Origin of the sequence: Cupriavidus phytohabitans, assembly GCF_017815025.1 — a bacterium.
GTDB lineage: Bacteria > Pseudomonadota > Gammaproteobacteria > Burkholderiales > Burkholderiaceae > Cupriavidus.
This window is the reverse complement of record NZ_JAGIQB010000087.1, coordinates 1-11761: the sequence shown is the minus strand read 5'-3', so window position 1 is coordinate 11761 and position 11761 is coordinate 1. Positions and strand designations below refer to the sequence as shown.

Annotated in this window: 8 protein-coding genes; 5 read left to right on the top strand and 3 right to left on the bottom strand. The window is 66.5% G+C overall.

The features are described from left to right. The first annotated feature begins 250 nt into the window (after nucleotides 1–250). The gene (locus tag J8I34_RS31665) at nucleotides 251–589 is read left to right on the top strand and encodes a hypothetical protein (RefSeq protein ID WP_051320659.1); all 339 of its coding nucleotides are present in this window, start codon (nucleotides 251–253) and stop codon (nucleotides 587–589) included. Nucleotides 590–602: 13 nt separating this feature from the next. On the opposite strand, the gene cax is transcribed toward J8I34_RS31665, so the two are convergent. After that, complete coding sequence (cax, locus tag J8I34_RS31660) at nucleotides 603–1667, bottom strand: calcium/proton exchanger (protein ID WP_232232520.1); 1065 nt, start codon at nucleotides 1665–1667, stop codon at nucleotides 603–605. A 293-nt stretch (nucleotides 1668–1960) separates the two neighbouring features. On the opposite strand from cax, the gene J8I34_RS31655 reads away from it, so the two are divergent. Next, nucleotides 1961–2767: a lysozyme inhibitor LprI family protein gene (locus J8I34_RS31655; protein WP_245178227.1), complete on the top strand. Its 807-nt coding sequence runs from the start codon at nucleotides 1961–1963 to the stop codon at nucleotides 2765–2767. 327 nt (nucleotides 2768–3094) lie between these two features. Here the strand turns inward: J8I34_RS31655 and J8I34_RS31650 are convergent, their stop codons facing one another. Continuing rightward, nucleotides 3095–3898, bottom strand: coding sequence for a helix-turn-helix transcriptional regulator (locus tag J8I34_RS31650; RefSeq protein ID WP_209774397.1), 804 nt, complete (start codon nucleotides 3896–3898; stop codon nucleotides 3095–3097). A gap of 951 nt (nucleotides 3899–4849) precedes the next feature. Here J8I34_RS31650 and J8I34_RS31645 point away from each other — a divergent pair. Beyond that, nucleotides 4850–5215, top strand: a complete 366-nt coding sequence (locus J8I34_RS31645; protein WP_029049493.1) for a hypothetical protein — start codon at nucleotides 4850–4852, stop codon at nucleotides 5213–5215. Between the two features lie 66 nt (nucleotides 5216–5281). Here the strand turns inward: J8I34_RS31645 and J8I34_RS31640 are convergent, their stop codons facing one another. After that, complete coding sequence (locus J8I34_RS31640) at nucleotides 5282–6655, bottom strand: tetratricopeptide repeat protein (RefSeq protein WP_209808146.1); 1374 nt, start codon at nucleotides 6653–6655, stop codon at nucleotides 5282–5284. A 283-nt stretch (nucleotides 6656–6938) separates the two neighbouring features. Here J8I34_RS31640 and J8I34_RS31635 point away from each other — a divergent pair, with 283 nt between their 5' ends. Further along, complete coding sequence (locus tag J8I34_RS31635) at nucleotides 6939–10874, top strand: ATP-binding protein (protein ID WP_209808145.1); 3936 nt, start codon at nucleotides 6939–6941, stop codon at nucleotides 10872–10874. 259 nt (nucleotides 10875–11133) lie between these two features. Then, nucleotides 11134–11586, top strand: a complete 453-nt coding sequence (locus tag J8I34_RS31630; protein WP_029049496.1) for a PA2169 family four-helix-bundle protein — start codon at nucleotides 11134–11136, stop codon at nucleotides 11584–11586. Nucleotides 11587–11761: the final 175 nt, after the last annotated feature.

Here is an 11761-nt window from a genome sequence, read left to right as displayed (position 1 = left end):
TCATGCAGCTTTCGTGATCCTCATTTAACGTCTCTGCCGCCCTTCCGTTGGCAGAGGTTTTTCAGACCATCCCTAAGGTTTATATGATCTTTTGGGCAGAAGCGCCAGTTAGGCGCTGGCGATGCCTGGCAACAGGGTGACGATGGGACCGGACAATTCCCTCCACCAGTTCCAGGAGGAATACGAGGCGCTGCTGATGGCATAGCTTCAAGTGGAGGAGGGCGTCACCATGTTGCGCACCCGTATTGCCATGAGCCTGACCATGAGCCTTGCCCTGAGCTTCGCCGCCGTGCTCGCGCTGCCAGGCTGCACCTACTACGGCTACCCGGCGCCGCCGGGGGCGCCGGCCAGCTTCGACCGCTCGTTCTACGCGGCCGCCGATGCCATGCGCGACCAGGGCCTGGTGATCACCACGCAGGAGCCCTCGTCCGGCACGCTGGTCGGCAGCAGGGACGGCGACACCGTCATGGCGAGCGTGCGCCAGCAGGGCGACGGCAGCGTGCGGGTGGAATTCAACGCGCCCAATCCGCGCGACCCGGGGCTGCTCGAGCGCGTGTCGCGCAGCTATGACCGCCGCATGGGACGCTGAAGGGCGCCGCGGGCTACTGCGGCAGAAAGAAGAAGGTGAGCGCGAGGGCGTAATAGACGACCAGCAGCTGGATGCCCTTGAACCAGTCGGCCTTGCCGTCGCTCTCCATTTGCGCCGTGACCAGCACCGACAGGATCACGATCAGGACCAGCGCGGGACGGAAGGCCAGGTCCATCGGCTCCGGTCCGAAGAAATGGCTCGCCAGCACCAGCAGCGGCGCGACGAACAGCGCCACCTGGACGCTTGATCCGACCGCAATGGAGAATGACAGGTCCATGCGATTCTTCAGCGCCGCGGTAATCGCCGAGGCGTGCTCGGCCGCATTGCCCAGGATCGCGACCAAGAAGGCGCCGACAAAGATGTCGCTGAGCCCATAGTCGCGCATCATCGGCTCGAGCGAATTCACCATGATCTCGCTCATCCACGCCGTCCCGACCGTGGCCGCCGCCAGTATCGCCAGCGCCCGTCCCGCGGGGGCCGGGGGCTTGTCCTCCGTGCCTGCGGGCACGGCCCCTTGCGCTTCGTGCGCACTGCGGAACAGCGCGGGATGCGTGACCAGCGAGTACACCAGGTACAGCCCGTAGACGACGAGCAGCGCGATCGAGATCCAGGCGCTGAGCCGGAGCAGCACCGCTGACTTGCCCTCCACGGCTTCGAAGCTGGCCGGAAGAATCAGCGCGATCGCCGACAGGATCAGCATGGTCGCCTGCGAACGCGCGCCGCGCGGGTTGAAGCGCTGCTCGGGATAGCGCAGGCCGCCGGCGAGCATCGCCGCGCCGAACACCAGCAGCAGGTTGCCGACAATGGAACCGACGATGGACGCCTCCACCACCTCCTGGAGCCCGGCACGCAATGCCGCCAGCGCGATGATCAGTTCGGCCGCATTGCCGAAGGTCGCGTTGAGCAGTCCCCCGACGGCTTCGCCCAGGCGCTCCGCCAGTTGCTCGGTGGCATGGCCCATGCGGCCGGCCAGCGGCAGGATCGCCAGCGACGAGGCGACAAAGATCGGCAGATGCTGCGCTGGAGCGAGGTGTTCCAGGGCGATCGCGGCCGGAACAAAGATCAGAAGCCAGTTCATCCACATGATCGCTCCTCCGTCGGAAGACGCCAGGCCTTCCCAGGCTCGGTCTCTCAGGGTAGCCCAACCCACGCACTTTCCTCTGGGGCGACGTCCTCACTATATGCTTGAGAGCACAAAGCCGATTTTGCCGGTGGCTCCATTGCACCGGCCAACCTTCGCATTCCGAGGGAGCGTTTATGCGCAGCACTGGGCACTCGGTGGTGATGGGCGTGGGGATTCGGCGCGTGATCCGGAGGTGGCTCCACGGGCTTTGCCTTGCGGCTCTGATATGTCCTGGTCTGGTGCCGGGAATGGAATTCAAGATCTACCACCAGCCACAGCTTGATCTGAGAATGATCATCGGCGAAGGGCGAATCCAGGACGGTGACGCAGAGAAGTTCCTCTCGGTCGCCAGAATAGCTGACCGTGATCGCGAAGGACTCGTGACCCTCGTCTTGAATAGTTCAGGAGGCAACGTTGAGGCCGCGTTCCGGATCGTCGATGCGATGGACAAGATCCGCGTCTATACAACAGTTCCGGATAATGCCAGGTGTGCGTCCGCTTGCGCTTCCATACTGTTTGCTTCCGGGGAACGCCGCAGCGTCGTTGGTACGGGGCTGCTTGGCTTTCACAGTTGCTACCGGCGGGATGGGAGGACCTATACGGAGGACTCGCTCTGCAACGAGATCATCGCGGCAAACGCAATGCAACGGGGGGTAACCCATGCAGGCATCAACCGCTTCGTCAAGCAATATGGTGCGCAAGACATGGCGTGGGTCGGACGCAACGTCGCTTGCAAGTCTCTGCCGGGGTTGTGCAAGCCGGGGCTTCTGGAAACTCAAAGCGAGACAAGGACTGCGTTGATGCGAAGTTTTGATTGCAGCCAGTTCATTTCTATTCAAACCCAGCTGATTTGCGGCGATGCGGAATTGGCGCGCGCCGATAAGGTCCTGGCAGGAATTTATCAGCAGAAGATGAAAGCATCAGCCAACAGGGCGCGGCTACGCGCGGACCAACGGGCATGGCTTCGTAATTCTCGCAACCTGTGTGCCGACAAGGCTTGTCTGCTACGAAGCTATCGCCTGCGCATTGACGAACTTAAGCACATGCGGTCGTGACGCCGACTCGGGAAAATCGGGAAGGATGAGAACGCCGTCGGGCCGGCCAAACGGCATGGGCCGACCCTACGGGCTCAGGCTGTGAATCAGCTCGTTACAGGGCCGCTGCCGGCTCTGCAAGGGCATTGCGGCCCGCAGGAGCACTGCGGCCCGCAGGAGCAAGCGTTACGTTCGGCTGCCTTCTGGCAACCGCAGGTGCAGCTGGCGCCCGGGCAAGCGATGCACTTGCATTGCGATTGGGTGGTGGGATTCATGGCGATGCTCCTTTCTGTTGGAAACGAGTCGCCAGTTTGCCGTCCCGGATTGCGGGCAGCTTGAACGAAACGGCTAAGTTTCGGCTCGGACCCGCTGGACGCGGATTCCGACCGCCAGGACGCCGAACATGCGCTTGAAGGTGCGGGAGAAATGGGCGGAGTCGGCGAAGCCCCCGGCACAGGAAGCTTCGGTCAGGTTGTGCCCGGCAGCATATGAGGCGAGGGAGAGTTCAAGGCGCAGCCACAGCACGTAGGGCCGGAACCGGATGCCGGTTTCCTTCAGGAACAAATGGCGGAAACGTTCCGGGGAGAGATGGACGTTCTCGGCGATCTCGGTCATCGTAACCGTCTCGCCGATCCGTTCGCGCAGCACTTCAATAGCGCGCTCGATCCGATTGTCGAGCACTTTTGGCGGTGAAGCCTGGGCCAGGGTGAGCCTTGCAATCACGGCCCGGGCGCGGAGGATAAGGTCTTTGTCAGGGGCATCCGCGTGATAGGCGGCCGCGAGTGCCGCTGACTCGGCGGCGAAGGTATCTGGGGTCAGCGATGCGACTCCTGCACGGAAGCGTTCACGCAGCATCCTTCCTTCGTGTGATTCGGGTTCGGTGAAGATCAGCGCAATCAGCTCGCGGCGTGCCTCAAAGGCGTGAGGGTGATTTGCGGCAATGATCGCGGCTTGATAGGCCGCCCAGCCTTCCCCGGGACTCTGGATGCGCACCGGGCCACCGGAGAGCGCGAGCGTGACCTGAATTGCGTGATGCGCATGGAACCCGGTCTCCTCTTCCGCATGACCAATCCAGATGCTTCCGCCGCGCCAGAGCACGATCCGTCCGGTTCCGAAAAGCTTTGGACCGCTTCCGCGTCGTCCGTTGGTCATCGCTTCACCCTGCGCGCAGATCACTATGCCTGATTCGCTTTCATTGTGGACCTTCTGGATTTTGACTGGTCCTGACTCCCGACTCCCGACTCCGATCGGATAGTGATTCCTAAGTGGCTCTCATGTGTGCATCTTAGCCGTGCCCGCATCCAATGGCGCCGCCGTCAGCGCGCCTCTGCATAGCAGGCCAGGGTGGCGCTCAGCGCGCGCGCATTCCATACTAGAAATGGTGCCCGCCTCCGGACCACGGGTTCATGCCGAGCGCTCGTTCCGAGTGAAGCGTGAAGGGCGCAAAAAAAGGGCAAAGGGGCCAAAGCTAATATGAAAGCGCTAGGCGTGCTTTTCGGCATATCAATGGCGGCTGGGTTTGCTCCTCACGCCGGAGCCGTTGGATGCCAATATGATATGCAGTGCAAAGGGGAGCGCATCTGCGAGAACAGCCAGTGCGTTACTCCCGGCGCACAGGATCGGAACGTCGAGCAAGCCACCAGGCGCCCGGCCCCGATGGCCCCCACGGCCCCCGCGGCCCCAAAAAGCGTTCCAAGACTTGAGCAACCCGCCACGGCTTCGCCAGCAACGAGGAACGTTCCGGCGCCTGCGCCATCTCCCAAGGCTGCGCAAGTGACGAACAAATTTCCAGCCCCTCAGCAGCCCGCGCCGGCCGGGCGTTCCGCCATGGTTTCCCCGACAGTGGCTAATTCCCCGGCGCCTTCGACGGAATTTCGTTTCTGCTGCACCAAGGTCGGAAGATTTCCCATCGACCCGGAAGCGAGTGCGGAGGGCCCCCTCACGCAAGGCGATGCTTGTCATGGGATAACAAGCTATGGGACGCCGCTCCCCGGCACGCCCTGTCATTGAATTGAAATGGTCTTCGCCCTGCCCACGCGAACCGCATCGCGCCAGCACGCGATGGGATGAAAGGCCGTGCCTGAGCCGGGAAAGGAGCGTGTCATGCCTGCAGCACTTCGATCCTCGCTTTGCCAACTCTTCATCGCCTGCTGCCTTGGCATCGCGGCCTGCGGAGGGGGCGGGGAAGACGAAGGCAATGACGGCACCGGCTCGCTGACGATCTCGATCTTCGGCCTGCCGTCAGGAACGTCGGCGGCCATCACGGTATTGGGGCCCGGCGAGTTCCGCCAGACCGTTACCCAGCCGTCCACGCTGTCCAACCTGGTTGCTGGCAGCTATACCGTCGTTGCCGCCGACGTGCTGACGGGCAGCGCGCTCCTGAAACCGCAGCCGCCGTCGCAGACGGTGGGGGTGGCCGCGGGCGCACGTGCCGTGGTCACCGTGGCTTATGGTCCACCGGATGCGTAACGGTTGTCGCTGACTCAGGACACCGTCGGGCTCTCCGCACCATCCCGCACACATCCCGCACCAGCCCTATGCCGCCTTCACGGCCGCCGCGTCCCGCGTGCCGTCCGCCGCTTCGCGCTGCAGCGCGGAGGCACGCTGCACCAGCTTGCTGAGGCTGGGGTTCATCGGCTTGAGCTCCATGCGCTCGGCCGCCAGCGCGCAGGCCAGGTTGGCGTGCTCGCCGCGCAGCGCCGCCTCGATCAATGTCAGGTTGATCAGGTCGCGCTGGGCATGGCTGCCGCCGAAGCGGTGCGCGATCTGGCGTACCGGCATCAGCAGTTCGATGGTGCGATCGTAGTCGCGCCGCGAGAAGGCGATCAAAGCCTCGGTCACCGGCAGGCCGACATCGCGCGTCATCATCGCGTTGCAGCCGCCTCCGGCGGCCGCGGCGCGCATGCCGGCGAGCAGGGCGGCGAGCGCGTCATCGCGCCCGGCGCACAGGAAGGCCATCGCCGCATGCGTGTCGTTGAAGGCGTAGTACCCTTGCGCGCCGCGTGCCTGCCACGTGTCGGCCAGTTCGTCCCAGCGCGAGCCCACGTCGATGCCGCGCAAGTGCAGGCGCCACAGCATGGCGCAGCCATCGATCAGTTCCAGTGCGACCGAAGACTGGTTCTCGCGGATGTGCGCGTCGTAGATGTCCAGCACCTGCCTGGCGTGGCCAAGCTCCAGATGGAACAGCGCCAGGTGCCACCAGTTGTGCACGGCCATCATGTTGTCTTGCGACCAGTCGCCGGCACGCCCGCTCAGCCAGTCGATGCCTTCGTCCTGGCGGCCTTGCATTTCCATCACGTGGGCCACGGCGTGGATCGCCCAGGGATCGCGTGGGTTCAGTTCCAGCGCGAAGCGGCCGCGTTCCTCGGCCTGCTCGTACCGGTGCGTTTCCTCCAGGCCGAAGGCATGCATGCCAAGCACATAGCCGAAGCCCGGCACGCGGGTGTGCCAGTGGGGCAGCACCTGGGCGATGCGGTCGCGCAGCAAGGTGGACTGCCCGAGCAGGAAGTCCCCGATATGGGCAACCTGCAGCGCCAGGCTGTCGCGCGGGTAGTCGATCACGATGTCGCCATAGAGCTGGATCGAGCGTGTGAAGTGTCCATCCAGCCAGGCGCGCGCCGCGGCAATATGCCGGCGCTCCCGCTCGTTCGCGCCGGCGGACAGCGCTTCGCCTGCTTCGACGCTTTCGCGCAGCAGCGGCGCTACGGCGCCGTCGCCGGCGGTGATCATCATCCCGGCGCGCAGCGCATGCCCCATCACGAAGCCGGGGTCTTCCGCCAGGGCATGGTCGATCACCGTGAGCGGGTCGCCGTAGTAGCCGTGCAGCAGTTCCAGGGCCGCCTCGAAGCGCTCGATCGAGCTGACGTTGGTGCTTGAAACCGAAACACTCCGCGAATCAGTATGTGCCATGACGCAATCCTTCCAGTGTGATGGAGACAACGCTTGTCTCGACAAACAGCCCGTTAAAACAACCCGTTAAGACAGCCAGTCAATCCGCGCTGCGGTGATGCAGCGCGACCCGGGGTTGTCCTGATACTAGGCAAGGGCCGTGAAGGGGGCCGGCAGTCCGGCGTGAAAGAATCGTGAAAGTTGCCGTGGGCCGGAAAGTAACGGCTACATGCCTTCGCGGCTGCGGGCGCAGCGTAGTCCTTTGCCGTCGCCTATAAAGGATGGGCTTGCCAGTTTCCCTCCCATGACCCGCGCCCGTCTCGACCTGTTCGGCGGTTTCCAGCTCAGTTCCGCCGACGGCACGCCGATCCCGCTGACGGCGCGCAAGGCGCGCGCCGTGCTGGCGTACCTCGCACTGGCCCAGGGGCGTGCCCAGCCGCGCGACAAGCTGGCTGCGCTGTACTGGGCGGAGAGCAACGCCGAGCAGGCGCGCAGCAGCCTGCGCCAGGCGCTGAGCGCCTCACGCCGGGCGCTTGACGATGCGGGCACGCCGGGCCAGCACGTGCTGCTGGCGGAAGGCGACTGCGTGACGCTGGTCGGGATCACGGTCGACGTCTGCGAGTTCGAGCAGTGTGCCCGTGAAGCCACGCCGGCATCTCTGGCCCGCGCGGCGGACCTGTACCGTGGCGACTTGCTGGAGGGCTTCCATGCCGCTGCGCCGGCCTTCGACCACTGGCTGGCGATCGAGCGCGAGCGCCTGCGCGGCGTGGCGCTGGGCGCCCTGGCGAAGTTGCTGGCCCACCACGAACAGGCCGGCGCGACCGATCTTGCCATCGCCTGCGCCACGCGCCTGCTTGCGCTCGACCCGCTGCAGGAGGGCGTGCACCGGGTGCTGATCCGGCTGTACGAGCGGCAGGGCAGGCAGGCCCTGGCACTCAAGCAATACCGCCTGTGCCGTGCGGCGCTGCAACGCGAGCTCAGGGTGTCGCCGGAACCAGAGACCGAGGCGCTGTACCAGGCCATCCTGCGCGCGCGGCGCGAGCCGGCGACAGGCAGCCTGGGTGGCGACGACAGCGCCGGCGCCGGGCAAGCAGCGCCCGGACCGGACGCGGCCCCACCCACTGCCATGCTGGCAGCCGCCTTGACACCCGAGCCGCAGTTGCGCCACGCGGTGGTACTGGTGGCCAGCCTGGAGGAGGAGGGCGCCGGCGGTGCGCTGGAGCCTGAGCAGCTGCACCAGGCCCTGGCCTGCTGGCGCCAGCAGGCCAGGGCCCTGGCGGGCGCCTGTGGCGGCCACATTACCGATGAGATCGGCACCCGGCTGACCATCGTGTTTGGGGTGCCGGTGGCGCACGGCAACGACGCCGAGCGCGCGCTGCACACCGCCGGGGCGCTGCATGCGGCGTTGGCGCGGTTGGCCGGTACCGCCGGGTCGCGGCTGCAGGCCCGCGTCGGCCTGGCAAGCGGGCAGGTGCTGGCGGCCTGTGGCGACAGCGACCTGACGCTTACCGGCGGCCCGGTCGGCGTGGCCTTGCAAGCGATGCAGGCCGCCGAGGCCGGTGGCACGATGGTGTCCAACCGGGTCTACCAGGCGCTGCCCGGACGCCTGGAAGCCGATTGCGTGGTCCGCGCCGTGCTGCCCGGTGCAGCAGAGCCGATCCCGCTGTGGCGCGTGCGGCGTTTCCTTGGGGTGGAGCAGGCGCCGGCCGAGCATGCCTTCGTCGGCAGGCACGCGGAACTGGCGCAGTTGGCCGGCGTGGCCGACAGCTGCCTGCGCTCGGGCCATGGCCGCGTCGTATTGATCCGCGGCGAGGCCGGCATCGGCAAGAGCCGGCTGGCCGGACGCTTCGTCGCGCTGGCGCGCGAACGCGGACTGGAGGCACACCGGGTGCTGGTGCTCGACTTCGGCGCCGGCAGCGGCGGCGATCCCATGCGCATGCTCGCTCACAGCCTTGTGGGCGCCGCGCGGAGTCCCGGCGCGAAAGGCGGCAGCGCGGCTGCCATCGAAGCCACGCTCGCCGCCTGGCAACTTGCCGAGCAAGACGTGATGTTCGTGCGTGACATGCTGGAGCTGCCCCAGTCCTCCGACCATGCTGCCGCGCTGGCCGCGATGGACCCCGCCAGCAGGCAGCGCGGCGTGCAGCGGCTGATGGTGACGCTGGCCACCCGACGCAGCGCCGCGCGAGCGTTATTGATCGTGGTCGAAGACGTGCACTGGGCCGAGCGCACGGTGCTCGATTGCCTGGCGCAGCTGGCGGCGGCAACGCGCGGCCATGCGCTGGTTCTGGTGCTGACCGTGCGCCCCGAGCACGACCCGGTCGATGCCGCCTGGCGCGCGACCAGCCAGGGCGCGCCACTGACCACCATCGACCTCGGCCCGCTCGACGATGCCGAAGCGCACGAACTGGCCGCCTGCTACCGGCAGGTCGATCCGGCAGTCGCCGCTTCCTGCATCCGCCGCGCCGAAGGGAATCCGCTGTTCCTCGACCAGTTGCTGCGCGGCGCCGAGGCGGGCGCTGAAGCCGGCGCCGATGAACTGCCCGGGACGCTGCAGAGCATCGTGCTGGCGCGGCTGGACCGTTTTTCCACCGCCGACCGGCAGGCGCTGCAGGCCGCTGCGGTGCTGGGCCAGCGCTTCAGCTCCGCTGCGCTGCGGCACCTGATCCAGGATCCCGACTATGCGTGCGAGCGCCTGGTCATGGCTGCCATGACCAGGCCGGAAGGCGACGACTACCTGTTCATGCATGCGCTGATCCATGAGGCGGTATACGCGTCGCTGCTCAAGTCGCGCCGGCAGAACCTGCACCGGCGCGCGGCGGCCTGGTACGAGGGCAGGGACCCGGCATTGATGGCCGAGCACCTGGATGCCGCGGGTGACCCCGGCGCGCCCGAGGCCTATGCTGCCGCGGCACGGCACGAGGCGGCGCACTTCCGCGGCGAGCGCGCGCTGCGCCTGGTCGAGCGCGCGCAGCGGCTGGACAGCGATGTCGCCTGCCGGCATGCGCTTGCCTGCCTGCACGGCGAACTGGCGCTGGACCTCGGGCTGGCCGCGCAATCCCTGCAAGCGTTCCGGCAGGCCCAGCCGCTTGCGAGCGGGGCGGCGCAGCAGGCCCGGGCTTGGCAGGGCACGGCGGCGGCCTTGCGCCTGCTCGACCGCCATGACGAGGCCCTGTCGGCGCTGCGCGAAGCCGAGCAGGCCGCCGCCGAACTGGGCCAGTCCGAGCGCCTGGCCGAGATCGAATCGCTGCGCGGCAATCTTTATTTCCCGATGGGCGACATGGACCGGTGCCTGGCCGCCCACCAGCGCGCCCTCGGCCACGCGCGCGCGGCCGGATCGGTGCTGGGCGAGGCGCGTGCGCTTGGCGGCCTCGGCGATGCCTACTACCAGCAAGGCCGCATGATTACCGCCCATGCGCACTTTGTCCGCTGCGTCGGGCTGGCGCGGGCACACGGCTTTGTCCGCATCGAATGCGCCAACCTGCCGATGGTGGGCGCGGTGGAGCTGTTCCGCAACCAGCTCGATGCTGCGCGGGCCAGTTGCGAGGAAGGGCTGCGCCTGGCGCAGCGCATCGGCGATGCGCGCAGCGAGATGCTGGCCCACGACGTGATGACGTCGACCGCGCAGCTGGCCGGCGACTGGCGGCAAGCCGAAGCGCACGCGCGGCTGGCCCTGGCGCTGACGCGTCGGCTGGGCGCACGGCGCTTCGAGGCCGAGGTGCTGGCGCGGCTGGGCCTCGCCCTCGGCGCGCTCGGCCAGGTGCAGGAAGCCGAGGCACTGCTCGACGAGGCGCTGCAGCTGAGCCATGCCAGCGGGCTGCGCTACTCCGGACCCACCGTGCTGGGCTTCCTGGCACGCACCACACGCGATCCCGGCCGGCAACTTCACGCCTTGCGGCAGGCCGAGGCGATCCTGGCGCAAGGCTGCGTGAGCCATTGCCATGTCGACCTGCTGGAAGCCGCGATCGATGTTTCCGTGTCGTTGCGGCGCTGGCAGGAAGCGGATCGCTACCTTGCGGCGCTACAGGATTACATGCGGCCTGAGCCGTTTCCGTGGGGCGACTTCCTGATCCGCAGGGGCCGCGCCCTGATCAATGCCGGACAGGAAGGAGAGGGGGGCGGCACGCCGGCGCTTCAGGAAAACCTGCGCCAGCTCAGGGACGAAGCGCATGCGGCAGGCCTGCATGCGTCCCTGGGTGCCATCGATGCGGCACTGGAGCGGCTCGCGGCAGGGCGCTATTAGTCCGGCGGCCGGCAACATCACCGTTACAAAACCGGATTCTTGGCAGGTCGACCCATGGTTGAAATGCGCCATGCGCCTGAGTTTCTATCTCATACGAAAACTCGCGCCTAAACTTCTTATCAGGTTCGTCACCTAGAAAGAGGAGGCGACGGCAGGCATATGTCGCCGCCTGCGCGCCAGCGCCGCTGCGGTTCCCGATTGGCAATCTGGCGATTCGCGCAAACGCCGGCCTCGCCGGCTGAAATGATGGGAGAAAGCCATGGCCGAAACCCAACAACTAAGTGTCCTCGCCCTGAACCAGCTGATCGAGGCTGGCAAGGACAGCGAACTGGCCTGCACCAGCGGCGCCAATAATGTGCATGATACGCAACTTCGCGACATTCTCGCCAGCACCGCGGAATCCTGCCGCGGCTCGGTGCGGGAATTGCAATCGATGGTCAGCGCCATGGGCGGCAACCCGGCCGACCGCGGCAGCATGCAAGGCACGCTGTTCCGCGGCTGGATGGCGGTGCGCCACATGCTGCAGCCGAACAACGACGATGCGATCCTGGGTATGTGCGAGCACGAGGAAGAAGCCGCCAGGCGCGTGTATCGGTCGGCCATGATGAAGCCGCTGCCGCCGGAAGCCAGCGCCATGCTCCAGCGCCAGTATGACGACCTGATGCAACATCACGGCCGGATCCACGCCATGCGCGGCATGCAGATTCACTGAGATCCATTTGCCGGATGCAGTCTGGGCGCGCGGGCCGGATATGGAGCAGCAGGCCGGCCGTGCGTCCGCGGGTCGGTCAGTTATTTAACATAACATACATTATGCGAAAAAATCTTGTCCAGGCAAAGTTAAAATGTCCGGGCGCCAGCAAAGCTAAAATGTCCGGTGAGCCTTC

Excerpts from the sequence above, each read along its gene's own strand:
- J8I34_RS31665 (WP_051320659.1), top strand. The coding sequence starts at position 251 with ATGAGCCTGACCATGAGCCTTGCCCTGAGCTTCGCCGCCGTGCTCGCG.
- cax (WP_232232520.1), bottom strand. The coding sequence starts at position 1,667 with ATGAACTGGCTTCTGATCTTTGTTCCGGCCGCGATCGCCCTGGAACAC.
- J8I34_RS31655 (WP_245178227.1), top strand. The coding sequence starts at position 1,961 with ATGGAATTCAAGATCTACCACCAGCCACAGCTTGATCTGAGAATGATC.
- J8I34_RS31650 (WP_209774397.1), bottom strand. The coding sequence starts at position 3,898 with ATGACCAACGGACGACGCGGAAGCGGTCCAAAGCTTTTCGGAACCGGA.
- J8I34_RS31645 (WP_029049493.1), top strand. The coding sequence starts at position 4,850 with ATGCCTGCAGCACTTCGATCCTCGCTTTGCCAACTCTTCATCGCCTGC.
- J8I34_RS31640 (WP_209808146.1), bottom strand. The coding sequence starts at position 6,655 with ATGGCACATACTGATTCGCGGAGTGTTTCGGTTTCAAGCACCAACGTC.
- J8I34_RS31635 (WP_209808145.1), top strand. The coding sequence starts at position 6,939 with ATGACCCGCGCCCGTCTCGACCTGTTCGGCGGTTTCCAGCTCAGTTCC.
- J8I34_RS31630 (WP_029049496.1), top strand. The coding sequence starts at position 11,134 with ATGGCCGAAACCCAACAACTAAGTGTCCTCGCCCTGAACCAGCTGATC.